24 protein-coding genes, 1 tRNA gene and 3 pseudogenes are annotated in these 25,549 nt (G+C 60.4%); 9 read left to right on the top strand and 19 right to left on the bottom strand.

Annotated features, from left to right (window positions below; genetic code table 11):
- The first annotated feature begins 90 nt into the window (after positions 1–90).
- The 3 genes from AB4O09_RS23755 (at position 91) to AB4O09_RS23745 (ending at position 2,551) form a co-directional block, all read left to right on the top strand.
- Positions 91–1,308 carry a class I SAM-dependent methyltransferase gene (locus tag AB4O09_RS23755; protein ID WP_028236967.1) on the top strand — a complete coding sequence of 406 codons (1,218 nt, stop codon included), beginning with the start codon at positions 91–93 and terminating at the stop codon, positions 1,306–1,308.
- A 235-nt stretch (positions 1,309–1,543) separates the two neighbouring features.
- Entirely contained in the window at positions 1,544–2,125 is a 582-nt protein-coding gene (locus tag AB4O09_RS23750) for a DJ-1/PfpI family protein (RefSeq protein ID WP_003198700.1), read from the top strand.
- Positions 2,126–2,206: 81 nt separating this feature from the next.
- Positions 2,207–2,551 (top strand): YegP family protein, encoded by a 345-nt coding sequence (locus tag AB4O09_RS23745; protein WP_053161995.1) that lies wholly within the window; start codon positions 2,207–2,209, stop codon positions 2,549–2,551.
- Between the two features lie 159 nt (positions 2,552–2,710).
- On the opposite strand, the gene AB4O09_RS23740 is transcribed toward AB4O09_RS23745, so the two are convergent.
- On the bottom strand, positions 2,711–3,730 hold the full coding sequence (locus tag AB4O09_RS23740) for a DUF4917 family protein (protein WP_053161997.1): 1,020 nt from the start codon (positions 3,728–3,730) through the stop codon (positions 2,711–2,713).
- Positions 3,731–3,870: 140 nt separating this feature from the next.
- Here AB4O09_RS23740 and yiaY point away from each other — a divergent pair, with 140 nt between their 5' ends.
- Positions 3,871–5,019 (top strand): L-threonine dehydrogenase, encoded by a 1,149-nt coding sequence (yiaY, locus tag AB4O09_RS23735; protein ID WP_003198706.1) that lies wholly within the window; start codon positions 3,871–3,873, stop codon positions 5,017–5,019.
- On the opposite strand, the gene AB4O09_RS23730 is transcribed toward yiaY, so the two are convergent.
- Both AB4O09_RS23730 and AB4O09_RS23725 read right to left on the bottom strand, forming a co-directional pair.
- Positions 5,016–6,179, bottom strand: a complete 1,164-nt coding sequence (locus AB4O09_RS23730; RefSeq protein WP_003198708.1) for an MFS transporter — start codon at positions 6,177–6,179, stop codon at positions 5,016–5,018. The genes yiaY and AB4O09_RS23730 overlap by 4 nt on opposite strands.
- Positions 6,180–6,192: 13 nt before the next feature.
- Entirely contained in the window at positions 6,193–7,428 is a 1,236-nt protein-coding gene (locus AB4O09_RS23725; protein WP_003198711.1) for an aminotransferase class I/II-fold pyridoxal phosphate-dependent enzyme, read from the bottom strand.
- 257 nt (positions 7,429–7,685) lie between these two features.
- Between AB4O09_RS23725 and fos the strand changes: the two genes are divergently transcribed.
- From fos to AB4O09_RS23710, 3 genes are all read left to right on the top strand, one after another.
- Positions 7,686–8,099, top strand: a complete 414-nt coding sequence (gene fos / locus AB4O09_RS23720; RefSeq protein ID WP_003198713.1) for a fosfomycin resistance glutathione transferase — start codon at positions 7,686–7,688, stop codon at positions 8,097–8,099.
- Between the two features lie 180 nt (positions 8,100–8,279).
- Positions 8,280–9,629, top strand: a complete 1,350-nt coding sequence (locus tag AB4O09_RS23715) for a sensor domain-containing protein (protein WP_003198716.1) — start codon at positions 8,280–8,282, stop codon at positions 9,627–9,629.
- A 314-nt stretch (positions 9,630–9,943) separates the two neighbouring features.
- The gene (locus AB4O09_RS23710) at positions 9,944–10,447 is read left to right on the top strand and encodes a DUF4142 domain-containing protein (protein WP_027911683.1); all 504 of its coding nucleotides are present in this window, start codon (positions 9,944–9,946) and stop codon (positions 10,445–10,447) included.
- Positions 10,448–10,536: 89 nt separating this feature from the next.
- Here AB4O09_RS23710 and AB4O09_RS23705 read toward each other — a convergent pair whose 3' ends face one another.
- The gene (locus AB4O09_RS23705) at positions 10,537–10,941 is read right to left on the bottom strand and encodes a low affinity iron permease family protein (RefSeq protein WP_013692463.1); all 405 of its coding nucleotides are present in this window, start codon (positions 10,939–10,941) and stop codon (positions 10,537–10,539) included.
- A 176-nt stretch (positions 10,942–11,117) separates the two neighbouring features.
- On the opposite strand from AB4O09_RS23705, the gene AB4O09_RS23700 reads away from it, so the two are divergent.
- Positions 11,118–11,264, top strand: a complete 147-nt coding sequence (locus tag AB4O09_RS23700) for a hypothetical protein (protein ID WP_003198724.1) — start codon at positions 11,118–11,120, stop codon at positions 11,262–11,264.
- A gap of 151 nt (positions 11,265–11,415) precedes the next feature.
- Here AB4O09_RS23700 and AB4O09_RS23695 read toward each other — a convergent pair whose 3' ends face one another.
- From AB4O09_RS23695 to AB4O09_RS23685, 3 genes and pseudogenes are all read right to left on the bottom strand, one after another.
- A complete protein-coding gene (locus AB4O09_RS23695) occupies positions 11,416–11,826 on the bottom strand; it encodes a type II toxin-antitoxin system HicB family antitoxin (RefSeq protein ID WP_027911682.1) in 411 nt (136 codons plus the stop codon).
- A gap of 40 nt (positions 11,827–11,866) precedes the next feature.
- Positions 11,867–12,043 (bottom strand): annotated as a pseudogene (locus AB4O09_RS23690) (type II toxin-antitoxin system HicA family toxin); the annotation flags it as partial.
- Positions 12,044–12,324: 281 nt separating this feature from the next.
- Complete coding sequence (locus AB4O09_RS23685) at positions 12,325–12,954, bottom strand: LysE family translocator (RefSeq protein ID WP_003198730.1); 630 nt, start codon at positions 12,952–12,954, stop codon at positions 12,325–12,327.
- A 144-nt stretch (positions 12,955–13,098) separates the two neighbouring features.
- Here AB4O09_RS23685 and AB4O09_RS23680 point away from each other — a divergent pair, with 144 nt between their 5' ends.
- A complete protein-coding gene (locus AB4O09_RS23680; protein ID WP_003198732.1) occupies positions 13,099–13,578 on the top strand; it encodes an Lrp/AsnC family transcriptional regulator in 480 nt (159 codons plus the stop codon).
- Positions 13,579–13,594: 16 nt separating this feature from the next.
- Here AB4O09_RS23680 and AB4O09_RS23675 read toward each other — a convergent pair whose 3' ends face one another.
- The 12 genes and pseudogenes from AB4O09_RS23675 to uca all read right to left on the bottom strand — a co-directional run bounded on the left by AB4O09_RS23675 (position 13,595) and on the right by uca (position 25,325).
- Complete coding sequence (locus tag AB4O09_RS23675; RefSeq protein WP_114731082.1) at positions 13,595–13,762, bottom strand: ribbon-helix-helix domain-containing protein; 168 nt, start codon at positions 13,760–13,762, stop codon at positions 13,595–13,597.
- Between the two features lie 115 nt (positions 13,763–13,877).
- Positions 13,878–14,177 carry a DUF3077 domain-containing protein gene (locus AB4O09_RS23670; protein ID WP_028236970.1) on the bottom strand — a complete coding sequence of 100 codons (300 nt, stop codon included), beginning with the start codon at positions 14,175–14,177 and terminating at the stop codon, positions 13,878–13,880.
- A 574-nt stretch (positions 14,178–14,751) separates the two neighbouring features.
- A complete protein-coding gene (locus AB4O09_RS23665; RefSeq protein ID WP_003198738.1) occupies positions 14,752–14,919 on the bottom strand; it encodes a hypothetical protein in 168 nt (55 codons plus the stop codon).
- A pseudogene (locus AB4O09_RS23660) lies at positions 14,907–15,639 on the bottom strand (zeta toxin family protein). The gene AB4O09_RS23665 and the pseudogene AB4O09_RS23660 overlap by 13 nt, the downstream one beginning before the upstream one ends.
- A 315-nt stretch (positions 15,640–15,954) precedes the next feature.
- Positions 15,955–16,515: a hypothetical protein gene (locus tag AB4O09_RS23655; protein WP_038859642.1), complete on the bottom strand. Its 561-nt coding sequence runs from the start codon at positions 16,513–16,515 to the stop codon at positions 15,955–15,957.
- Between the two features lie 127 nt (positions 16,516–16,642).
- A tRNA-Gly gene (locus AB4O09_RS23650) sits at positions 16,643–16,716 on the bottom strand.
- A gap of 162 nt (positions 16,717–16,878) precedes the next feature.
- Positions 16,879–17,763 (bottom strand): alpha/beta fold hydrolase, encoded by an 885-nt coding sequence (locus AB4O09_RS23645; protein ID WP_003198742.1) that lies wholly within the window; start codon positions 17,761–17,763, stop codon positions 16,879–16,881.
- 311 nt (positions 17,764–18,074) lie between these two features.
- The gene (locus AB4O09_RS23640) at positions 18,075–18,767 is read right to left on the bottom strand and encodes a pseudouridine synthase (protein ID WP_003198744.1); all 693 of its coding nucleotides are present in this window, start codon (positions 18,765–18,767) and stop codon (positions 18,075–18,077) included.
- Positions 18,768–18,802: 35 nt separating this feature from the next.
- The gene (locus AB4O09_RS23635; RefSeq protein ID WP_028236973.1) at positions 18,803–19,021 is read right to left on the bottom strand and encodes a cysteine-rich CWC family protein; all 219 of its coding nucleotides are present in this window, start codon (positions 19,019–19,021) and stop codon (positions 18,803–18,805) included.
- Positions 19,014–19,631, bottom strand: a pseudogene (locus AB4O09_RS23630) (GGDEF domain-containing protein); the annotation flags it as partial. The pseudogene AB4O09_RS23630 and the gene AB4O09_RS23635, both read right to left, overlap by 8 nt.
- A gap of 251 nt (positions 19,632–19,882) precedes the next feature.
- Positions 19,883–21,661 (bottom strand): allophanate hydrolase, encoded by a 1,779-nt coding sequence (gene atzF / locus AB4O09_RS23625; RefSeq protein ID WP_003198749.1) that lies wholly within the window; start codon positions 21,659–21,661, stop codon positions 19,883–19,885.
- A gap of 22 nt (positions 21,662–21,683) precedes the next feature.
- A complete protein-coding gene (gene uca, locus AB4O09_RS23620; protein ID WP_123423083.1) occupies positions 21,684–25,325 on the bottom strand; it encodes an urea carboxylase in 3,642 nt (1,213 codons plus the stop codon).
- Between the last annotated feature and the right edge of the window lie 224 nt (positions 25,326–25,549).

Below are 25,549 nucleotides of genomic sequence, written 5' to 3'. Positions count from 1 at the left end.
CTCGCCACACGAACTTTTCCGTGCCCTCGCTGCCCATCCCCCCTAAAATACCGCCATTCCCGATTCGCCCCGCCCCGAGGCCGCTTGTCCATGTCTGCCACCGCAACGCCCGTCCGTCCCGCGCCGGATCACCACGCCCAGTTCATCGAGCTGTTGCGCACCAGCCTTGAACAAAACGCTTTCATCAAACTGGTGCTGGCCAAGTACGTGGGTGAAGAAGCGGACCTCCAGCGGCTGATCATCAAGCAGCTGACGGTCAAGGACCAGCCGTGCCTGTCCTTCGTCTACCGCTACAAGACCCGCGACATCACCAAGAATTTCCCGCTGGCCGAAGGGGTGCAAACCATTGCTGCGCTGTTGCCGGCATCGTTCAAGAACGCGCATTTGCTGGCGGTCACCGACGAGGCCCAGCTGGAGTACAGCAAGAAGGGCAAGAGTTCGCTGTTCAAGAGCAAGCCCCAGCAACTGCGGGAAGTGCCATCTGCCGAGCACAACCGTGAGAAAAATCGCTTCCTCGACCTGAGCCGGCCATTTCTGGCCGACCTGGGCGTGACCAACCACAAGCACGAGCTGATTCCGGCGATGTCGCGCAAGTGGAAGCAGATCAACAAGTTCATCGAGGTCTTCAGCCATGCGCTGACGTCTTCGCCGCTGGCCCTGGACAAACCGGTGCGGGTTTCGGATTTCGGTTCGGGCAAAGGCTACCTGACGTTCGCCATCCACGATTACCTGCGTAACACCTTGCAGGCTGAAGGCGTGGTGACCGGAGTCGAGCTGCGCGAAGACATGGTCAAGCTGTGCAACGAAGCCGCTGCGCGCCTGGAACACCCGGGCCTGAGCTTCCAGCACGGTGACGTGCGCAGTGTGGCGCCGAGCGCGGTGGATGTGATGATCGCCTTGCACGCCTGCGACATCGCTACCGACTACGCGATCCACATGGGCATTCGCTCGGGCGCCTCGATCATCATGTGCTCGCCGTGCTGCCACAAGCAGATCCGCTTGCAGATCCAGAGCCCGGCCTTGCTCAAGCCGATGCTGCAATACGGCCTGCACCTGGGCCAGCAGGCGGAAATGGTCACCGACAGCTTGCGAGCGCTGTTCCTGGAAGCTTGCGGCTACGAGACCAAGGTCTTCGAGTTCATCTCCCTGGACCACACCAACAAAAACAAGATGATCCTGGCCGTCAAACGCGCCGAACCTGCGGACCCCACCGAGCTGCTGGCCAAGATCCAGGAACTCAAGACCTTCTACCACGTTACCGAGCATTGCCTCGAAACGCTGCTGCGGGCGGATGGTTACCTCGCCTGAAGCAGCTATACCGAACCCTGTGGGAGCAAAGCTTGCTCGCGATGAGGACGACACGGTTTAACTGCTAGAACCGCGCCATCGTTCATCGCGAGCAAGCTTTGCTCCCACAGGACTCGCTCCCACAAGGGGCTGAGGTGCAGCCCGTCAGGTAATGAGCGGTTATCGCTCGCCTGCCAACACTCCGGACTACCTTTAATGCGTTAACCACCCACGCATTCCCAAAGGAGCCCTTCCCATGCCCGCCAAGAAAATCCTCATGCTGGTCGGCGATTACGTCGAAGATTATGAAGTCATGGTGCCGTTCCAGGCCCTGCAGATGGTCGGCCATACCGTGCACGCCGTGTGCCCGGACAAAACCGCCGGACAGACGGTGCGCACGGCGATCCACGATTTCGAAGGCGACCAGACCTACAGTGAAAAACCGGGGCACTTGTTTGCCCTCAACCATGACTTCGCCAACGTCCAGGCCGCCGACTACGACGCGCTGCTGGTGCCGGGTGGGCGAGCGCCGGAGTACCTGCGCTTGAATGAAACCGTCCTGCAACTGGTGCGCGATTTCGATCTGGCGGGCAAGCCGATTGCCGCGGTGTGCCACGGTGCGCAATTGCTGGCGGCGGCAGGCATCCTCGAAGGGCGCGAATGCAGCGCCTACCCGGCGTGTGCCCCGGAAGTCCGACTGGCTGGCGGGACCTATATCGACATTCCCGTGACCCAGGGCCATGTCCAGGGCAACCTCGCAACCGCACCGGCCTGGCCTGCGCACCCGAGCTGGCTGGCGGGTTTCCTGACGCTGCTGGGCACGGCCATTACCTTGTAATGACGCTGCACAGCGGACTGGCGGGGCAAGCGCGGCGGGTCTTTACTCTCGGGGCATGTCTTCATTGCCAGGAGAAAAATCATGTCCGGATGGTACGAAATCAGCAAAAGCAGCAGTGGCCAGTTTCGGTTTGTGCTCAAGGCGGCCAACGCCGAGACAATCTTGACCAGTGAGCTGTACACCACCCGCAGCGGTGTCGACGGTGGCATTGCTTCGGTGCAGAAAAACAGTCCGTTGACCGACCGCTATGAACTCAAGAACACCAAGGATGGCCATCCGTACTTCAACCTCAAGGCTGCCAACCATGAAGTGATTGGCAGCAGTGAAGCTTATTCATCGGACGCCGCCCGGGACAAGGGCATCGCCAGCGTAAAGGCCAACGGACCGACGACTGTCATCAAGGACAAGACCGTGGCTGCGCTCTGACGGGACGGCAACAAGGGCGCCTAGCCTGTGGCGGGGGAATTATGTGTGGGGGCAAAGCTTGCTCGCGATGCAGGCGCTGCGGTTGTGCAGGCTAACCGAGTCATCGTTCATCGCGAGCAAGCTTTGCTCCCACACATGGATCCCCTCTCCACACGTGTTTTAAACCTCCACCGGCACCGACAGTTTCGGATCGCCCAGCGGATGGCTCTTGGCATCGAAGAAGCGCAATTGCACTTCCAGTCCCTGGAACACCTTGGCGTAATGCCGCTTCTGATGCTGGATGAACGCCTGGCTACGGGGATAGATTGAAATCGCCACGGTTTTCGGTGCGGCCAGGCGCAAGGCTTGCACAATGTGGTTGTCCTGCTCGCCCAGGGCATGGCCGAACAGGCACAGGTTGTCGCCGTGCTGCAGCAACTGGTCGTAGCAGAACGACAGGTAATCGCTGCTGCGGATGGTCTTGAGCTTGTCCTGGCTTGGGCCTTCATTGACGAACAACGGTACGTCGTCGAGGGTCTTGATCGTGTTGTTGATGGCGAAACTGCCCAGCAGGGTGCCTTCGCTGGACGTGAGCTTGCGCGCCGTGCCGTCCTGGTTGCGCACCATGTGCAGGCCGCCGTGCAGGTACAGCAGGCGCGGTTTGTCCGTGGTCGCCCGGCTCAGGTCGAAACTGTGGTCTTCGCCGAAGAACAGGTCGCTGATGCTCTCGGGTGCCTGCTGGATCGCCCAGTAGTTGAGCAGGTCGTAGTTGCTGGTGAACACCGTGCGGTAGCGGCTCAGCTCCTGGTTGAGCGTCGCCAGGGTCGACGGTTGCACCAGGCGCCATGGGATGTGCACCGCATGCACGGTGTTGATCAGCGCTTCCTTGATCGCGTAATAGCGGTTACGCGGGGCGGCGGAGCTGACGGCCAGGGCCTTGTTGACCCGACTGGTGGTTTTCAGCGCAGCGAGCACCTGTTCGAAGCTGCGCGTCTGCATCGCATCGAACACGCTCAGTTCCGACGGGCTCAGGGGTTTCTCCTCGACGGTGCGGGCATTTTCGAACAGCGAGTCATAGCCGAAATCATCCCACACTGCGCGGCTGGCCCCATTGCCCACCAACAGGCCGCTGAAGGCGGTGTCGGCGCGCAAGGCCTCCCAGTCTTCGAGCCGGGTGTCGTATTCCTGGAAATCGGTCATCGCAAGGATCATCTCAAAACGTGGCAAAGGCAGGGCGCGACTTTATCACGACCCAGTCTTGAGCCAGATCAAGATGCGTCATGACTACTCGGTCATTCTGTAGGCCCTGCCGATCCGGCCTCAACCAGGAGCGTGACCCCATGAGCAGCACTTTTTTCATTCCCGCCGTGAACATCATGGGGCTCGGCTGCCTCGATGAAGCGATGACCGCTATTCGCAACTACGGCTTTCGCAAAGCTTTGATCGTCACCGACGCGGGGCTGGCCAAGGCCGGCGTCGCCACCAAGGTGGCCGAGTTGTTGGCGATACAGGACATCGACTCGGTGATTTTCGACGGCGCCAAGCCCAACCCAAGCATCGCCAATGTCGAGCTCGGGCTGGGGCTGCTGAAGGAGAGCCAGTGTGATTTCGTCGTGTCGCTGGGTGGCGGTTCGCCCCACGATTGCGCCAAGGGCATCGCCCTGTGCGCCACCAACGGCGGGCAGATTCGTGATTATGAAGGCGTCGACCGTTCGAGCAAGCCGCAGTTGCCGCTGATCGCCATCAACACCACGGCGGGCACCGCCAGCGAAATGACCCGTTTTTGCATCATCACCGACGAGACACGCCACGTGAAAATGGCGATTGTCGATCGCAACGTCACCCCATTGATGTCGGTGAACGACCCGGCGCTGATGGTGGCGATGCCCAAGGGCCTGACAGCCGCCACCGGCATGGATGCACTGACCCACGCGATCGAGGCTTATGTCTCCACTGCGGCCAACCCCATCACCGATGCCTGCGCCCTGAAGGCCATCACCCTGATCAGCAACAACCTGCGCCTGGCCGTGCGTGACGGCAATGACCTGGTCGCGCGGGAGAACATGGCCTACGCGCAGTTTCTCGCGGGGATGGCGTTCAACAATGCATCGTTGGGTTTCGTGCACGCGATGGCGCATCAGCTGGGTGGCTTCTACGACCTGCCTCATGGTGTCTGCAACGCAGTGCTGTTGCCTCATGTGCAAAGCTTCAACGCTTCGGTGTGCGCCGTTCGCCTGACCGACGTGGCCCATGCCATGGGCGCCGATACGCGCGGCTTCAGCCCGGAAGAGGGCGCCCGCGACGCCATTGCGGCGATCCGTAAACTGGCCCTTGACGTGGATATTCCGGCCGGTTTGCGTGATTTGGGCGTACGCCTCAATGACGTACCGGTGCTGGCCGCCAACGCCTTGAAAGACGCCTGCGGCCTGACCAACCCACGGGCGGCGGACCAGCGGCAGATCGAAGAGATTTTCCGCAGCGCGTTCTAAGCGACCCGGGGCGGCACAAACTTCACACAGAGCATCGCCGCCGCCCCCAACAGTGCGCACAACGCCGCCAGCGGCCAGGCCTGTTGGCTCAACAACAGGCTGGCCATGGCACCGATCACCGAGGCCATCAGTTGGTGCAGGAATCCGCTCAACGCCATGGCATACGCGCCGGCCACCGGTGAGCCTTCGTTGGCCAGGGACAGGCTGATGGGGTAGATCAACGACTGGCCAAACACCGCGAAGCAATACGGCAGCCAGAAGAGCAGCGCGATGCTGCTCAGGGTGAGGCTGCCTGCCAGCATGGTCATGCTCCCGCCCAGCACCAGGGCGATGCCCCAACCCATCATTCGCCGTTGACCGGTACGCAGTACAAAAGCGTTCACCACCAGCGCCCCAAGCAAGTACGCGGCACTGACCGGCCAGCCCAGCAGGCCGTATTCAATGGGCGACCAGTGGAAGCTCTCCTGCAGGATCAATGGCGCGGCGGTATTGAAGGCGACGATCACGCCGTAACCCAGCCCACCCGCCAAGGCCGGCAGCAGGAACGCGCGTCGACGCAGGATCTGCCCGTAGATGCTCCACGCCGATTGCCCGTTGCCGGCTTGCACCAGCACCGGGAACCTGGCCCGGGACACCGCCGCTGCCATCGCCAGGCTGACGGCGCCCAAGCCCTGGAAAATCGCCTCCCAGCCGAAAGCGGCCTGGATCAGCGAGCCCAGATACTGGCCGATACCGAGGGCAATCACAAAGGCGATCGATATCCAGGACAGCGCCTTGGCCAACAGATCGCCGCTGAAACTGTCCCGAATCAAGACCCGCGCCATCACCGAGATACCGCTGGCGCCGATGCCCTGGATCAACCTGAGCGTCAGGAACGCCTCCACGGTTGTGCCCAGCGGCAGGGCCAGGTTGCCCAAACCGTACAACCCCAAGGCCGCCAGCAAGACCGGCTTGCGCCCCAACCGCTGGCCCAGGCTGCCCCACAGCAACATCGGCAGCGCCATGCCGATCAGGTACACCGACAAGCCCCAGGAAACCCGGGACGCATCGGCGCCCAGGTCCCGGGCGATATCGGGCAGGGCCGGCAAGTAGATGCTCATGCCCAGTTGGGCCAGGAAAACGGTGGTGCAGGTGACGATCAGGGTTGTACGGTTCTTCATCGAGCGTCCTGTCTCAAGGGCGGATGTCACGCCCGTGGGTCAGCAGCAGTTCGGTGATCTTTTCGCAAAACGAGCGAATCACGTTCGGCTCCATATCGGCGCGCAGGGTAATGCGAATGGCGGCCTTGCCTTGCGGCACCACGGGGAAAAAGACCGCTGAAGTGAAGTACCCCAGTTCGGCCAGTTCGACGGCCAGGCTGTTGGCCAGGGCCGCTTCACCGCAGGGCACCATGCGGATTGCCATGGGATTGCCGCGCTGTTCAGTGCGCACGAGGCTGTCGAAGAAGCGGATATTAGCTTGCAAACGCTCCTGCAGGGCGCTGAATTCTCGACTGCGGTGCAGGCGGATCGACGCCATGCCGGCGCCGATGGCCGCTGCGTTCAGGCTCTGGGACCAATTGCTCGGGCCACCGTAACGCTGCACCAGCGCCTTGTGCCGTTCACTGCCAAACATGACCAGCCCGCCACTGGCGCCGAATGACTTGGCCAATGAAGCAACGATCAGGGTGCGTTCATCCACGGCAGGGACGCGCGAACGGACCAGGCCTGCGCCGGACTCCCCGACCGCAGACAGCGCGTGGGAGTCGTCCAGATAGAGAAACAGGCCATAGCGCTGCTTGAGATACATCAGGCTGTCCAGGTCCGCCAATCCGCCCATGCTATAGGCGCTGTCGGCCACGTACGCCACGCAGCGCTGGCGTTTGCACAGGTCTTCGATGAAATCCATGTCGTTGTGCGGGCAGGTGACGACCTGGGTTTCATCGGCGCAGGCGGCCTTGCTGTGGTTCATCGAGTAATGGGCGTGTTTGTCGAACACCATGACCGGCGAACACTGGTTGGTGAACGCGCCGCTGGCCAGCAGCGGCAAGATACCGGCGCTTGCCGCACTGCACGACAGGGCACTGAGGCAACTGGCGCCAAACAGCTCCGACAATTGGGTTTCGTACTGGTCCAGGATCGCCAGCTTGCAGCGATTCCTTGAGTTGGCGACCCGCAGGGTTCCGGTTTCCCACAGGGCAGTCATGGCGCCGTCCAGCAACGCGGGGTGATAGTCCAGGCCCAGGTAGGACGTGGTACAGAAGTGATGGAAGGTGCGACCGTATTGGTCGACCAGCACATTGGGTGTCTTGACCTCGACATTCAGCCCTGAGATTTTTCCGGCTTCGGTGCCCTGCCAGTTCTGGTCTGCGAGGGAAATCACCTTGCGGTAGTGAGTGAAGTGATGGGGCGCTTGAGCAGTCTGGTTCATGGTGCGATTACATTCCTTGATGAGTGGTGCTGTCCGTGGGGTGTTTCGATAGCGGTGTGTTTCCAGACTTTACAGATTGTTGTGCAGGGCTTTGAATCGGCTGTTTCCGGCGTGCTTGAGTGTCACTGGAGAGTTCTGCGTAGGACTTTGCCTAGGGCCTTGGACGGGGAATCCGTCGGCGATGTCGGAGCTTGGAAGTACCCTGGGTTCGCCCCAAGCCCGCTGGGTTATCACTCTTTTCTGAAGGTTGCTTGCTGATGCTCTCAGGCCTCAATCATCTGACCCTTGCCGTCACCGACCTGGATCGCAGTGTGGTTTTTTATGGCGAGCTATTGCAGCTGCGTCTCGAAGCCAAGTGGGACCATGGGGCCTATTTGTCGCTGCCGGGTTTGTGGTTGTGCCTGGCTTTCGACCCGTTGCGCAGGCCTGAGCCGGTGGCGGACTACACCCATTACGCTTTCAGCATCGATGCCGAGAGTTTCCCAGTGCTGGTGGCGCGGCTGAACGCGGCCCAGGTGTCATCGTGGCGCGACAATCGCAGCGAGGGTGATTCGTTCTACTTTCTCGACCCGGACGGGCACAAGCTCGAAGTCCATGTGGGCGACCTGGCGTCCCGGTTGAAGGCCTGCCGGCAGGCACCGTATGCCGGTATGGCGTTTTTTACGGAGTGAAGGGGCTGCGTTGAAGCGAGTGGCTGCATCTCCCGGGCGTTTCGCTCCCTACAGTCGATCCCCTGCGCTATCCTCATCGGTATTGGTGGGGCGCGTCGGTCTCGCTCGTTGTATCGGCGTCACGAACTGACGATCACCCGCTTCGCTCACCGTTGCATTATCCGGATGACCTCCAGCCCCATGGACACTCGAAGTTCCGCGCCGCTGGCCAGCTACATCGACCTTCTGCTGGACGCCGTGTGTGCCGTCGACGGCCAAGGGCGTTTCGTGTTTGTCAGTGCTGCCTGCGAACAGATTTTTGGCTACACCCCGCAGGAGCTGATCGGCCAGCCGATGATCGACCTGGTGCACCCCGCCGACCGTCAGCGGACCCTTGAGGCGGCGCGGGAGATCATGGACGGCGAGCCCAAGCTCAATTTCGAGAACCGTTACCTGCGCAAGGACGGTCGGGTGGTGCACATCCTGTGGTCGGCGCGCTGGTCGCCGGTGGACCAACTGCGCATTGCCGTGGCCCGGGACATCACCGAACGCAAGCAGGCCGAGTCCCGGCAGGCGGCGTTGTATGCGATTTCCGAGGCGGCCCATGCCGCGGCAGACCTGCTGGCGCTGTTCAAGCGCATACACCTGATTATTGGCGAGTGGCTGCCGGCGCTGAATTTTTCGGTGGCGCTGTATGACGAACAATGTTCGCAACTTAACTTCCCCTATCACGTCGACGACCGGGAAGGGCAGCCGGAATTGCCGGGCACGGTCACCGGGCGTTTGTGCGCCGAAGTGATTCGCAGCGGCCAGCCAATCCTGCTGACGCCTGGTTGCAACGACTTGCCGCCGGGGTTCGACGACCTTGTAGCGCGGCCAGATGCGCCGTGTTGGCTGGGCGTGCCGCTGAACTCGCAGAGCGGCACGATTGGCGCGCTGATCGTCAAGAGTGCGCCGCACAACGAGCGCTACACCGAGCAGGACAAGGAACTGCTGCAATACGTCTGCGCACAGATCACCGTCGCCATCGAGCGCAAGCAATTGCACGCCCGGTTGCAGCACATGGCTCAGTACGATCAATTGACCCAGGTGCCCAACCGCGAATTGCTCCGGGAGCGGTTCAAGTGCGCACTGGCAAGCGCGCGCGCGGCGTCCGGGCGCATGGCCTTGCTGTACATCGACCTGGACCGTTTCAAGCAGATCAACGACACCTATGGCCACGGGGTTGGCGACATGCTGTTACAAGCGGTGGCCAATCGTCTCAAGGGCTGTATCCGCGACACCGACACCGTGGCACGTATTGGCGGGGACGAGTTCGTGGTGCTGCTGCACAGCATCCAGGCCTTGGAGGATGCCCAACGCGTGCAGGAAAAAATCCGCCATGCACTGGCCCAGCCGCTGCGTCTGGACGGGCACTGCCTGAGCATCGAACCGAGCATCGGCGTGGCCTGTTTCCCCGACCATGGCACTGAAGATGTTGCCCTGTTCCGCCACGCCGACGAGGCGATGTATGCGGCCAAACGCCAGAATCACAGGGTGTTCGGTATCTGATAGCGTGCCACCGTTCGTCGTGGCACAAGCACCTTTCTCAAACCTTCAGCCCATATCCAATTCGAATACAAGAAGGGCTCTGCGTGCCCTGCATTCGAGAATAGGGAGGGTTGGATCATTCCCGGCCCAAGCGGTATTTATCTGGCAAACATTGCTCATGATCGAACGAAGGTGTCCGAAGCGGGTCGCAGAAGTGGGAGAACCACCATCACGACCGTCGAAAGCCGAGTCGGACATCTCGCTGAGTATTCATGGCTGGTTCTGATTCAACGGTGGATAACCCACCAGAACTTTCATCAGAGGAGGGCGCGACCATGAGCCGTATGGCCAGCTTTTTTCGCACCACCAGTGTTGTCGTGTTGATGGGCCTGGGCGCCAACAGTGCCTGGGCCCAATCGCCTGCCGAATTCATCAACGATGCTTCAGCCAAAGGCATGGCCGACATCGAGACAAGTCGCATGGCCCACGGGAAAGCCGAATCCAGGGAGGTCAAGGACTACACCATCATGGTGATCAACGACCGCACCACGGCCAATCAACACCTGGCGAAGATCGCCAAGAAGCTCGACTTGCCTGTCGCCCCCCGGGAAGAGGTGGCGGACAAGGCCAAGGCCCTGATGCCGCAGGTCAAGGAAGGCGAGTCGTTCGAGGCTGCGTATGCCGCCACCCAGGTCAAGGCCACCGAGGAGGCCATCGCGCAGATCCAGCAAGAGGCCCAGACCACCGAAGTGCCGGAGATCAAGGCCTTCGCCGATGAAACCCTGCCTAAACTGCAGACCCATCTCGAAATGGCCAGGGCCCTGCAAGCCAGCCGCTGATCCGCTGCGTTTTTTGTATTCAGGGCCGGGACGTTCGCGTCCCGGCTGATTTTTGCCCGCCAAAAGGAGAACCTTCCAGCGCGTCTGCGTCAGCACTGGTTCAGGTCTACTTTGTTCTTTTCTTCCAGCCCTTCAAGACTCTTGGCTTCGCCGTGACCCATGGCCTGGTAATGCTTTCTCAGCGCCTCCAGTTGCTTGAGGTCCAGCGACTCAAGGCCGAGCATTGCATTCTGTGCCTCCTTGGTCGCTCGCAATAACTCATCGACCTTGAGGTGCAATATGTCGGTATCGCGGTTCTGCGTGTTTTGAATCAGGAACACCATCAGGAAGGTAATGATCGTCGTTGATGTATTGATGATCAGTTGCCATGTGTCATTGAAGTCGAAAAGCGGTCCGCTGAGGGCCCAGAGCGCCAACAACACGATGGCCCCCAGAAACGTCTTGGGGCTCCCCGCCCAAAGGGCCAGTTTTTGCGCGATTTTTGCGAAGGTCATTGCTGTGTTCCTTATGGATGCACCTGTCTGGTGTGACAGCAACGAAACGGTGAAAATTCTGCTTACATTTTCAGGCGCCGCTGTTCGGCAGGGTTTTTCGTGCAGCCTGAAAATCATCGCAACCAATTGCCGTGTTGGCGGGTCACTCCTTAAGGCCCTCAGCTTCGGAGTCCACCATGAACCTCGCACGCACTGTTTGCCTTGCCTGCTGTTTGTTTGCCCTGCAAGGCTGCTTCGACAACTCGGGTAACGAGACCAAGGACAACACCGATGGCACCAAGTCCTCGGTGCAGATGCAAGAGTCTGGAGCGGAAAAGAAATAGGCAGCCCGCAACCCCTCGAATGGGCTGTCGCAAAACCCTGTGGGAGCGAGCCTGCTCGCGATGGCGTCGGGTCAGCAACATCAAGGGTGTTGACGTACCGCTATCGCGAGCAGGCTCGCTCCCACAGGCTCTTTTCTCCAGCATTGATTGCTCACCGCCCTTGCTGCAACACCTTGAGCGCTGCCGAAGCCAGGAAGCCGGAACGGCTCTTCTCTTCAGGATGGTGCAACACGTATTCATCAATACGATTGAGCAGATAGCCGGGCAACGTGATGTTGAGTTTCTGCGCCTTGCCCAGGTACTTGGTCACATCGACGTCCACCAGCGCCCAGGTGCAGCCGGCATATGCCGGATTGGCGGCGTGCAAGGTGACGGTGTTGGCCGAAGGAATCGGCGAGCCGTCCTCAGCCAGAACCTCGAAATGCCCCTCGATGGCCTCACGCGCCATCGCCATGGCCTCGTCCAGGTCATCGCCTGCGGAAAAGCATCCGGGAATATCCGGTACTTCAACACCCCAGGCGTGCTTGTCATCGCCCATGGAAATCGCAATCGGGTAAAGCATATTCATCGTCCTCCGGGAACGTCGCGCAACGGGTCGGCTGAAGCAGCGCCTGTTGCAAAATACTGATGGCCGTTTTCTTGAGCAGGTCCTTCTTCGGATGAGGAACCGTGACCAATCCCGGCTTGGTCGGGTGCTTGAAGTGATGGTGGCTGCCCCGAACCCGCACCAGATACCAACCGTCTGCAATGATTTGGCTTATCAAGAATCGGCTATTCACAACACCTCCGTGTGGTGTGCTTGGTGGGTACTATACCTACTGAAAATGAATGATCAACACTATAACCACCGAAGGTGGCCTCGGCAGGTAAGCGCAGTCATCGCAACGAAGTCTAGAAGCGGCGTCGCACAAGGGCGGCAGAGGGGCAGGGTGGGTTTATTTCGGGATGTGAGACAGGGGGCAAATGCTTGGGTGGCGAGGGAGCTTGCTCCCGCTGGGGTGCGAAGCAGCCCTGGATTTACAGATCAAATAGCAGGAGCCACTTCGCGAAACTACGGTCGCTATGACTGCTGCACAAACGTCAGCCGTACCGCAAAACCAATCAGAAGACTGCCAAACAGCCACTGCTGTACGCGCTGGGCCGAAGGCGAACGCTGAAGCCAGCGACCGAGTGCGACACCCACCAACGCATAGGCGCTATCGAACAGCAGGCCGACGCCGACCAGTACCACGCCCAGGGTCGCGAATTGCCCTAGCACTGGTCCGCCTTGTGGATCGATGAACTGCGGCAACAGCACCGAGCAAAACAGCAAGGCCTTTGGATTGAGCAGATTGGTCAGCAGCCCACGCCGAATCGCCTGGTGCCAACGCCGCTTTCCGGCCTCGACAGCGGCGTTTTCAAAATTCGGCAACAAGGTGGTCCGCAGGCATTGAAAACCGATCCATAACAAGTAGGCCGCCCCGGCCAGACGCACGACATCGAACGTCCACGGCGCGGTCTTGAACAAGGCCGAAAGCCCCAACGCCGCCAATGCAACATGACACCCACGAGCAACCCCCAGGCCCACCGCCGTCGCCAGCGCCGCGCCCCTGCCCTGACGGGCACCGGTTTGCAGCAGCAGAATCATGTCCGGCCCGGGCAACAGATACGCCACCGTCAACGCCATCAAAAACAACCCGAGCTCTGCCATGCCACACCCCTTCATCAACGATTCGCAAGTGCCCAGTCTATGGCTGAGAGGCAGGGCAGGTGGTTGCGAAGTCAGCTTCTAAAGCTTCGCGAATTGGCATAACCTGCTACGTATCTGCATCATCCAATCGGAAAATGCCAACTTATGAAACTGGACGCCTTCGACCGTAAAATCCTCGTCGCGCTGCAACGAGACGGCCGCCTGAGCAACGTGCAACTGGCCGAAGAAATCGGCCTGTCCCCGTCGCCCTGCTTGCGCCGCGTGCGGATGCTTGAAGAAGCCGGTGTCATTCGCGGTTATCAAGCCGTCCTGGACCGCGACGAAGTGGGCCTCGGGCTGACGATCTTCGTCGGCGTCAAGGTCGAACGGCACAACGACGAGCGAGCCGAAGCATTTCGCCAGGCAGTGACGGCATTGCCCGAAGTGATCTCGGCGTTCCTGGTATCGGGCGAGTCGGATTTTCTACTGCAAGTCGTGGTGCCGGACCTGCGGGCTTATGACCGTTTTGTCACGGGGCATTTGTTGAAATTGCCCGGCATCAGCGATATCCGGAGTAACTTTGCGATTAATACGGTGAAGACGCCGGGGGCGTTGCCGTTGGGGCATTTGCCTGGGGCTGAATAGTTTTTACGATGGGGATTTATCCACGTCCTAATAACATTCGCTGTTTGAATGCGTCGGGATTGAATGGGCGAGGGGGGCCGCTGGACTCACCGTCTTCAAGGGCCGAGCGGATATCCTTCAGTTCGGCATTACGTTCCTGAGCGCGCTGATTGGAAACGGTTATAGTTTTTCGAACGCTTCCCATGCTTGAGCCTCTAGGGACGTCGGTATTGCTAAGCCCCGCTGCGAAAGAAGCAGGGCTTAGCGCTGCCTATCGGATGGGGTTCCCTATGTCCCCATGCTCAGGACTTACTGTCGATCTACTGCGCCTCGGATTGTTTCTTGGACTCAGCCGCCGGCCTAGGCGTAATGACCTTCACAACGTCATCAATCACCGCCTTGCTCATCTCCAACAAAAAGTGCGCAGCCCAGGCGTATCGGTCGGTGCTCTTTTCAAACGCCGCGTCTTCGGCAAGCCGGTGAGCGAGATGCAAAAGATCTGACGCTCGTTCCAATGCCTCTTGGATGGGGACACCGCCGTTGACACGGAACAGTGCTCGATCAGCGGAATAGTTGAAGGGGGTGTAGCCGATGGTTTTTAGCTCAGTGTTTTCGTTCATGGCCTGCCCCCCGTCGATCGAGAAACAGTAGGTTCGAGGCCTGAGCTTTGGCTGGTTTGAATGTGATTTGATTTGCTGCGAGGTACGCATTGTCTAGCTCCCGTGAAGCGCGGTTGCTTGACTCACGGGTTTCCAAGCCCGATCGCCTGATTTGCAGCGACGTCTGGGAGAGTAGCCATCGAAGGACAAGGGCAACAAGGCGAAAACTCGCCGAAAAGCCAATTAAGCGCACCCCCTACGCAGTTTTCGGATTTTGCCTACAAATCTCCCGGGGACATGCGATACGTGGCGAGGGAGCTTGCTCCCGCTGGGTTGCGCAGCAGCCCCTCTTGTGAGCGCTTCGCACTCAAGCGGGAGCAAGCTCCCTCGCCACGGGACTCATTTATTCTCAGTACTATTGTCTATCTTTCCTTCAACGGTCCCGTTGTTGAGGTTGTGCAATGTCTCGTTGGCCGTAGTCAGCTTTCCAAAGCTTGCCGACGAGCCCGTAGGCGCCAGAGCGTGAAAAGCAGGTTAACGACAGAATGAAAAAGCCCGGCGTTAGGCCGGGCAGTTTTGGAATCCAGTAACGTGATCAGGCTTGTTTTGCACGTGCAGCCAACATCACTTCATTCTGTTTTTTGGTAGCTTCGGTCAGCACTTCACTGTAGACGCGTTTTTTTTCTTCCGATTTCGCATTACGAATGAAGTCTGCGAATGGGCTCGTGGACTCCTTTGTGGATCCGAGTTTCATGGTAAACATGGAGTTGCTCCGTCATTTATCCCAAGCATGGCCATCAGCTCGTGTCGCGTATGCTTCTCGGGGATATGGTAGTCGATCTTGTCAACGCCAGCCTTGTAAAGGCGCCCAGAATTATCAATGTGCTTCACAAGCAGATCGACATGTAGATTCTTGCCAAACTCTAGCTTAAGTGTTTACCACGTCACGTGCTGCAAAGTATTGGTCGACGAAATGCTCAGGTCGAATCCTCCGTCCTTCGGCTTCCTCACGGGCCGTTACAAAGGCCCAAGCAAGCCTAGGATCTTGATAGACGTAGAGTATTTGTACAAATCTCCCCTTGTCGAGGCACCGCTGCACATTTTTCCTCGCAATCTCTATATTTGAAAGAGTCCCATCCAGCAGAAAAGACTGCTTTCGATCTAGGGCGAGGTCAATCAGCTTCTCAACAAGAATTGAAACGGCACCTTGGAAAAGCCAGGCATTGCCACCCTGATACGCTTCAAATTCGTTTCTGAGCTCGTCTGGATCAATTCGTAGGATGGGCGTATCACAGAAAAGGTTCAGCAGCGCTAAAGATGCTTCTGTTTTACCCGCGCCCGGCGACCCCGCCATGAAAACCGAAACAGGTTCTTTTTCGGGGGGATACTTGGTCTGATCCGTGAGCCGCTTGCCAATAGCCTTCTTGTTTGATCGGGAAAACCTGATCGCGTCATCCCAGATGGCCTGCTCTTCTCCCGTCATTCCAAGCCTTTTGTCTTCTTGCACTGAATGCGGACCCTCTTCGTGTGACTGGTGATTTGCCGTTTGTGCTCCGGGCTTTACCGTACCGCATGCGACAGCTGGGAGGGGGAATTACGACGTAATCCGCCGTGCTTACCTTGTCCAAGTGTTTCTAACCTAGAGGTGGCAAGGCCCCATTGGCCGGTGCGCTTCGCATAGCTAGTAGGTGATGAATCGAGATGTGCGTCACATGACATGACGCAGAGATCCGCCTCAGTCAATGGCTTCACTTTGAGCGTCTCTTGGTGACAACAGATCTGTATTGCGATGAAGAATTTAAAAAGCGCCTGCTGCGCAACGCCTCGCAATAGCCTTCAGCATGCGTCGACGGATAAGCCCGCTGACCGGACGAATCAAATACCAATACGACGTAAAACTTCGCAAGGCATCATCGTCGAGGCAATGCACCCGCGTTTGCGTGGTGACCCTCGTCAGGCCCGGTCGCAGCAACTGGCAGCTGAAACTGATGACCAGTTTCACATTCCCCGGTTCATTGAATAGCTCGAACGCTTCGGCATCCGCGACAACGACTTGGCCGTAGTCGGCTTTCCACAGCTTGCCGGCGAGCCCGTAGGCGACTTCTATGTCGCCGTTGCGCTGAAGCAACGTGAAATTATCCATGCCGAATGAAACGCGTTGATCAGCGCCCGCATGCCGAGATCGACCCAGCAGGCGCATGGGGAGTTCGCGAAGCTTGATTGCATACCGAAAAAAACGGTCGTCTTCGGGGCGGTGGGCGAGGATTGCCGCCATGGCATGGGAAGGGTCTGCGGGGATGTCCACGGTATGCAATTCACTGAACTGATACGTAGGCAGATATGAGTCAATCAGGTGCATCCTTGCTCTCCTTCATAGGTACTCGGGCGCAAATCCCACAAAATTCCAGACCAAAAAAAACCGGCCACCAAGAGCCGGTTTTTTTATCCTTCGCCAAAAAACATACAGCGCAGGACCAGAATTCGATTGGAGCGGGTGAAGGGAATCGAACCCTCGTTATCAGCTTGGGAAGCTGGAGTAATGCCATTATACGACACCCGCTCAGAGCGGCTGACTTTGTACCAGATGTGGGCACGGATTTGAAGTTTTTCTTCACACAGCGTGCGGTCAGTCGTCTATGCGAGCCTCAAACCAGAGCGGTCGTTGGCGGGCAAGCCCCGTTGCTGAAGGCGCAGGACGGGGTTTGCTCGCCAGGACTCGGTTTCAGATAGCCAGTGCATGGTAGCCCTGCACGTAGCTATAGCGCGGTCGGCTCTCGTGGTGTTCCGGTGTGAGGAAACCCAGCAAGGCGTTACGGCTGTCGCGACAGGCGGCTTTGTGTTCCATGTCCAGGAAGTGCCCGGTGGCTTGCAGTGTGCTGAAGCTGCTGTGCTGCACGTGATCGGCAAAGAGCCTGGCGTCGTCGGCCGCGGTGTATTCGTCCCATTCGCCGTTCAGGAACAACACCGGTACGTTGATTTTTTTCGCTGCGTTGACGTAGCACAAGCGGTCGCTGTGGAGCACATCGCTGATGTGGAAGTGCATCTGCCCGTACTCATGTTCGGCCAGGCTGCTGACATGACGATAGTTGAAGCGCTTGAACAGCGGCGGCAAATGCTTGCCGATGGTGCTGTTGACCAAGTGCCCGACACGGTCGCCGTCCAGGCTGCCGAGGTAATCCACACCGCGTTCCAGGTAGTCGCGCATCGGCGCATTGAGCACCGGCGAGAACGAACTGATCACGGCTTTTTCGATGCGCCGTGGCCGCTGCGCCAAGGCGGTCAGCGTGGCGGCGCCGCCCCAGGAAAACGACAGCACGTGTTCGGCGGCGAAGTGGTCGATCAGTTCCAGGAGAATCTGGCCCTCGATCTCTTTCGTCAGCATTTGCTCATGTCGGTTGTGAGCTTTTGACTTGCCCGCGTAGGGTTGGTCGTACAGCACAACATTGAATTGCGGGTAGAGGTTTTTGGCGGTCTGTGCAAACGACGCGGTAGTGGCCATTGAGCCGTTGACCAGAATGATGGTCTTTTGTGCGGCGTCTGCGCGATAGAACTCCGTGTAAACCCGATACTGACCCTGTATATCCAGCACAGCGATTTCTGGCCTCATGTCATAAGACTCCTGGCAAGCGGGTATGCGCGCAATGAGATTGCACGGGCAATGTGACAGGTAGGCATTCGCCTGGAAGATAAGGCCCATGTCGATCCAAAAAAAACGGTCGACGGGTGTTGTTATAGGCGGGCAGTTCGCCGGCGGGACAAGGCGGAACCTGAGGGTTCCAGCCGGCAAAAGGTTTCTTGGAAGTATGTTGTGACTCATCGGTCACATTTCGGCCGACGGTTTGATTCAAGCAGGGGGGCGACCGTTGCGCAAGTACCTATCGGAAAATTGTTCGACACTTCTGCCCAGCGGTAGCGGGTTCAGATGAGATGGACTTCTTCAGGGCTCAAGGCGCGGTACTGGCCCGGCTCGAGATGGGCGTCCAACGTCAACGGGCCCATGCGCTCGCGGTGCAGGCGCAGCACCTTGTTGTTGAAGTGGCCGAACATGCGCTTGACCTGGTGATAGCGCCCTTCAACGATGCTCAAGCGCGCCGATCTGGGCCCCAGCAGCGTCAGCTCTGCAGGTTGGGTGGTGAGGTCTTCGAAGGCAAAGTACAGGCCCCGGGCGAAGGTATCGGCGTATTCGGCCGTGATGATTTGCTCGGTTTCGACGTAGTAGACCTTGGGCAGTTTGGTCTGCGGTTGGGTCAGGCGCCGCGACCAGCTGCCGTCATTGGTGATCAGCATCAGCCCTGTGGTGTTGAAGTCCAGGCGCCCGGCGATGTGCAGGTCGTTCTTGTCCGGTTCGTCCAGCCAGTCGAGCACCGTGGGGTGTTGCGGATCGCGGGTCGCGCTGACACAGCCGGGTGGCTTGTGCAGCATGAAGTAGCGCGCCGGCCGGCCTGCTTGCAGCACGTCGTCGTCGACTTCTACACGGCTGAATTCACGGACTTGTGCATGGGGATCGCTGACGGTTTGGCCATCGATCCGCACCCTGCGTTCCACCAGTAGCAGGCGCACTTGTTGGCGATTGAATCGCGGCAGATTACTGAGGAAACGGTCGACGCGCATGGACAGTTCAGGCAAGGCAACGGAGGGCGGGCATCTTACGCGATCGGCTGGGGCTTGGCGCGCAACTGGGCTTCGACCTGGGCGCAGCGTGGGCACAGGCAGGACTGATCACGCAGCTCGGTTGGCAATGCCTCAAGCACGGCCGGGTCGATGCTCACGCGGTAACACCAGCAGGCGCGATCGGCGGTTCGTGGGTCGGCCAGGGTGCAGTTGTTGGTACCGCCGCAGGCCGGGCAAAGGTCGGGTTTATTCATAACTGGAGTGAGGCATTTCCACGCAGGTTCGGTTGCACCCGGTCTGTCGGGCGCGTTGCAGCGCATGATCGGTCCGCGACAGCAGGCTGTGCAAGGTGTCTTCGTCCTGCAAGGTGGTGAGGCCGAGGCTGACGGTGACCAGCAATTGTTTTCCACTGCAGAAATAGCGCTGCTTTTCGATGTGCTGACGAATTTTCTCTGCGATTTTCAGACTGGTCTGTCCATCGGTGTCCTTGAGCAGGACGGCAAAGGCTTCAGTGCTCCAGCGACACACGATGTCCGAATGCCGCAGGCTTTGCGTCAGGTCGCGCGCGAACCCGGTCAGCAGTTGTTCGGTGGCGATATGACCATGGGTGCTGTCCAGCCGCTTGAACTCGTCCAGTTCCACCAGCAGCGCAGTCAAGGGTTTGGGCTCGCGCTGGGCTTCATGCAGGGCTTGCACCGCCAGCAGGTCGAAGCCACGGCGATTCGGCAATTCGGTCAGGCTGTCGAGGGTGGCCTGGGCGTCGATGCGTTGTTGGTAGCTGTTGATCAACCGATAAAGGATTGCCAGGACCGCCAGCGTCACGAGTATGCCGATCAGCAAGTTCAGATACAGCGTCTTGAGGATGTTATCGCGTACCGAGGCATGGGCTGCGTAATAGCCCAGCAACGCAATGATCAGGAAACCAGTACCCAGCAGCGCCACCACGGCCAGGAGCGGCTTGCGCTGGGAATACAACGGCGAACGGAACGACATGGCGATTCCCTTGGCACAGACCCAATGAAGTCAGTTTAGTGGCCTTGTGGGAAAAGACATTCGGATTTGCAGGTTTGTAGGACCATGGTGAGGGAACAGGCTCCCTCACCACAGATTCGGCTTTATTCCAGGCTACGCAAATAAGCCCGCCATCCCCCCAGATGACTGATGTCCCGTGCGCCTTCCAGGCCGTACGACTCGCAGATGAATCCGCTTTCCCAGCGACCATCGGCCAGTTGCACCTTGCCCAGCCCCAACGGTGCGGGGATGCCGGTCAGGAATGAACCCAGTTCGCTGCTCGGCAGCTCCCAGAGCTCCACCTCGATTGCCACGCCGCCCTCGCTGACCCGAAGCATGCCGGGGCGCAGGGGAGGGCCGCCGGCCAAGGCGTAGAGGCGATAATCCGCTGAGCTTTGGGTGGCCTCGATCAGACGCGCACCGCGTTGCTTGAGCTGCCCGTTCAGCGCCAACCCGTCCAGATGTGCGCCACACACCACCAGCCGTGCCAGGTCGTGGCGCGCCGGGTTGGCGGGCGCTGGCAAAGTCGTGTCCTGTTGACGCTGCAGGGCATCGGCCACGCTCAAGAGGTATTGATCGGTGAAGGCTCGACCGAACAGCGTCACGCCCCAGGGCAAGCCGTTGGCCATGAACGCACTGGGAACGGCGACGGCGGCGTAGTCCAGCAGGTTCATGAAATTGGTGTAATACCCCAGCTCCGAGTTGCGCAGCACTGGTTCGGAGGCCAGTTCGGCGAGGGTCACCGGTCGGCCGATGGTCGGGGTGATTACGCAATCGAGCGCGTCCATGGCCCGGTCGCATTGGGCTTTGAGCGCTTGCAAACGGTAGCGGGCGCGGAAGGTTTGTACGCCATCTACCGTAGGCGCTTTCGCCAGGACGGCGCGGATGACCGGCAGTACAGCCTCCGGCTCACGCTCCATCAAGGGGCCGGCAACGCTGTAGCGTTCGGCCACCCAAGGGCCTTCATAAAGCAGCCGCGCTGCTTCCAGGAACGGCGACAAATCCAGTTCCACGGCTTCGCCGCCCAGGCGTTCGAGTCGCTCGATGGCTTCCAGAAACAGTTGCGGACCTTCCTGGCAGCCGAAAAATGCCAGGTCCTGCTGGCGCGGCACACCGAAGCGAAAGCGCCGGGGCACGCCGAACGCGGCGCCGTCGTTCCACTGCGGGTTGTGGCGGCTGTAGTCGTCACGAGGGTCTGGACGGGCCGTCAGCGCCAAGAGCTGGCTGGCTTCCTTTGCTGTCGCCGTGAAGGTCGTGACGCAGTCCAGCGTGCGACAGGCCGGGACCACACCCGCCGTGGAGATCAACCCCAGGGTGGCTTTCAATCCCACCAGGTTGTTCAAGGCTGCGGGCACTCGACCGGAGCCGGCGGTGTCGGTGCCCAAGGCAAAACTCGCCACGCCCAGGGCCACGGCCAGCGACGAGCCGGCGCTCGAACCGCCTGCGGGATAGTCGGGCAGCACGCTGTTGCGGCAGGCGCCGTAGGGCGAGCGAGTGCCATTGAGCCCGGTGGCGAATTGGTCGAGGTTGGTCTTGCCCAGGGGGATCGCGCCCAGTGCCAGCAACTGCTCGACAATGGTCGCCGAGCGTGGCGGTACGTAGGCAAATGCCGGGCAGGCGGCGGTGGTCGGAATGCCGGCCAGGTCGATGTTGTCCTTGATGGCAAACGGCACGCCGTACAGCGGCAGGCTCTCCAGGTCGCGGCTTTCCAATGCGGTCAGGTAGGGTTCCAGTTCTTCGGCCGTCAGCAGGTGAATGAACAGGTGATAGTCCGGGTTCAGCGCCGCGGCTTTTTCCCGCAGGCCCAACAGCAATTGGCGTGGCGTCAGTGTGCCGCTGCGGTAGGTGTTGCGCAGGTCGTCCAAGCGAAGAGAGAGGTTCATGGTGTTAATCCTTTGATTGAGTTCAGTCACGGTCCAGCACCACGACGCGCTGTCCGGCGCGCACTGCCGAACCTGGCTGGACGCGCACCTCGCGCACCACGCCGGCCGAGGGTGCAAGCAGCGGGATTTCCATTTTCATCGACTCGAGAATAACCAGCACATCACCGGCGGCGACCCGTGCGCCAACGTCTACCTGCACCTGCCAGAGGTTGCCGGCGATGTGGCTGTCGACACTCAGTTGACCGTCAGTCAGCGGCGAATCTTCGCTCGGTGCGATGGCCGGTTCTTCACTGTCGAAGTGCGCCTGGCCACTGGCGATCCAACGCTCGCGCTCGGCGTCGAAGGCGCCTTGTTGCCGTTGGCGGAACGCGGCGATGCCGTCGGCTTCCTGCACCAGGAAACGCTGGTAGTCAGCGAGGTTGAGCTGGCTGTGCTCGATCTCCAGATCGAAGCGGCCCAGGGGGAAGTCCCGACGGATGCGCAGCAGTTCATCGGCGCTGACCGGATAGAAGCGGATCTGGTCGAAGAACCGCAGCAGCCAGGGCTTGCCGTCGAAGGCGGCGACGTCCCGATAACGGTTCCACATCTGCAACGTGCGCCCGACGAACTGATAGCCGCCAGGACCTTCCATGCCGTACACGCACATATAGGCGCCGCCGATGCCCACCGAGTTTTCCGCGGTCCAGGTGCGGGCCGGGTTGTATTTGGTGGTCACCAGTCGATGGCGCGGGTCGAGCGGCGTGGCGACCGGCGCGCCGAGGTAGACGTCCCCCAGGCCCATCACCAGGTAACTGGCGTCGAACACCGTGCGTTGCACTTCATCGAGGTTGGGCAGGTCGTTGATGCGCCGGATGAACTCCAGGTTGCTCGGGCACCAGGGCGCGTCCTTGCGCACCGTGGTCATGTATTTTTCGATGGCGAGCTGGCAGGCCGGATCGTCCCAGGATAATGGTAGGTGGACGATGCGCGACGGCACTTGCAGGTCCTGCGCGGCGCACACGGCATCCCACTCACCGGCGACGATATTCAGCAGATCGGCCAGGGGCATTTGCTCGGGTTGGTAATGCACTTGCAGCGAGCGAATGCCCGGCGTCAGGTCGATCACGCCGGGCAGGTATTTGTGTTCCAACGCCTGCATCAAGGCATGGGCGCGAAAGCGCAGCACCAGGTCCAATTCGGGGGCGCCGATTTCCAGCAGCAGGTGGGTGTCGCCGGCCAGGCGCGCGACCAGGCGGGTATCGTCCTGACCGATATCCAACACCACGGGCGACACCATCCCCTGTGGGAGCGAGCTTGCTCGCGATAGCGGCGGGACATCCAGAATCGATGTGACTGACAGATCGCTATCGCGAGCAGGCTCGCTCCCACAGTGATCCCATTTCAAGGCCAGAGATCGGGCGGTGGAGATATCCACCGGCACAAACCGCACCTTGTCCCCCGCCTTGAGCTGCCCCAACTGCCAGAGGTCCGCTTCGATCACCGTCACCGGGCAGACGAAACCGCCCAGGCTCGGGCCGTCGGGGCCGAGGATGACGGGCATGTCGCCGGTGAAGTCCACGGCGCCGATGGCGTAGGGGTTGTCATGGATATTGGAAGGGTGCAGCCCAGCCTCGCCGCCGTCGGCGCGGACCCATTCGGGTTTCGGCCCGATCAGGCGGACGCCGGTGCGGCTGGAGTTGAAGTGCACTTCCCAGGCCGTGTCGAAGAACGTCTGGATGTAGCGCTCGGTGAAGTATTCGGGCGCGCCGTGCGGGCCGTAGATCACGCGGATCTGCCGCACGCTTGGCAGTTCCAGGATCGGCGCGCTCGTTGGCGGCAGCATCGCGTGCTCATCCAGCGGTGCCAGGTGCAACACGTCACCGGTACACAACGCCCGTCCGCCATGGCCGCCGAACTGGCCGAGGGTGAAGGTGCTTTTACTGCCCAGGTAATCCGGCACTTGCACGCCGCCTTGCAGGCACAGGTAGCTGCGCGCCCCGGCCCCAGAGATGTTGCCGATGGCGAGGGTGGCGCCGGCAGCAATCGACAACGGAGTGTTCATCGGCACCGGTTCACCGTCGAGCGTGAGGGCAATCACCGCACCGGTCACCGCCACCCGCGCGGCGCAGTTGAAGCGCAGCAGCGGCCCGTTCATGGTGATTTCCAAGGCCGCCGCGCCTTCTGCGTTGCCCAAGAGGCGATTGCCCAGGCGCAACGAACGGCTGTCCATCGGTCCCGACGGCGGCACCCCCACCGCCCAATAACCGAGGCGGCCGGGATAGTCCTGGACGCTGGTCTGGGTGCCGGGGCTGAGCACTTCAACGGTGTTGGCGCGATAGACCAACGCTTCCAGGCAGCGGGTCCAGGGCTGGCCGCTGGCAAACGGTGTGTCGAGGAGAATCTGTTGCAGGTAGTGGCGGTTGTTCTCGACGCCGTACAGCAGGCTTTCGTCCAGCGCTTGATGCAAGCCCAGGCGTGCCTGCTCGCGGGTTGGCGCCCAGCGGATGACCTTGGCGATCATCGGGTCGAAGTAGGGCGGGATCTGGCAACCGGCCTCGACCCAGGTGTCGATGCGCAGTGCCTTGCCGTCGGCCTGGGGAAATCTCACCGCAGTCAGCAGCCCCGGGCTTGGCTGGAAATCCCGGCCTGGGTCCTCGGCATACAAGCGCGCCTGGATCGCGTGGCCCTCGGCTTTCAAACCTTGGCCCAGTTCGCTCAGTGGCGGCAAATCACCGGCCGCCAGTTGCACCATCCAGCGCACCAGGTCCACGCCCCACACCTGCTCGGTGACGCCGTGCTCCACTTGCAGGCGGGTGTTCACTTCCAGGAAATAGAAGCGCCCCGCGTCGCTGTCGAACACGAACTCCACGGTGCCGGCGCTGCGGTAGTTCACGGCCTGGGCCAGTTGGATCGCCGCTGCGCAGAGTTCATCGGCCATGCCCTCGGGCAGGTTCGGCGCCGGGGTCTCTTCGAGGACTTTCTGGTTGCGCCGTTGCACCGAGCAGTCGCGCACGCCCAAGGCGATCACCTGGCCCAGGCCATCGCCGAATACCTGCACTTCCAGATGCCGCGCACGTTCGATGTACTTCTCGATGAACACTCCGGCGTCGCTGAAGTTGTTCTGGCCCAGGCGCTTCACGGTTTCGAAGGATTCGCTCAGGTCGGCGGCGCTGCGGCACACACGCATGCCGATGCCGCCACCGCCCGCGGTACTTTTGAGCATCACCGGATAGCCGAGCTGAGTGCCCGCCAATAGCGCGGCATCGAGGCTGTCGAGCAGTTCGGTGCCTTCGAGCAGTGGCACACCATGTCGGCGCGCCAGGTCGCGGGCGGTGTGCTTGAGGCCGAACACGCGCAGTTGTTCTGGCGTCGGACCGATGAAGGCGATGCCAGCGGCCTCGCACGCTTGCGCGAAGGCGGCGTTTTCCGAGAGAAAGCCGTAGCCGGGATGGATCGCGGTCGCGCCGCTGCTTTTAGCAATCGCCAAAAGCTTGTCCACCGCCAGGTAAGTACCGGCCGCCGCGCCTTCGCCCAGGCAGTGGGCTTCATCGGCCTGCAAGATATGCAAGCTGGCGGCGTCGGCCTGGGAATACACCGCGACGCCTTCGACCTTCAGCTCACGCAAGGTCCGCAAGATGCGGCAGGCGATGGCGCCACGGTTGGCGATCAGGATTTTTTCGAACATGGCATTGCCCCCTCAGGCATGCGTACTGCCTGAACTGGGATGCGGGCCGTCCCGCAGTTTTCGATGGCCAACGGGGTCGTCCCCGTGAGCGAAACCAAAGCCCAGATTCCCCGTGTGGGAGCGAGCTTGCTCGCGATAGCGGCGGTACATCCAACCTTGATGTAACTGACAGACCGCTATCGCGAGCAAGCTCGCTCCCACAGGAGATCAGGGCGTTATTTGAT

The organism is Pseudomonas sp. H1_F01 (assembly GCF_054681425.1).
Note: the sequence above shows the minus strand (reverse complement) of the source record. Positions and strands in the feature narration are given on the sequence as shown.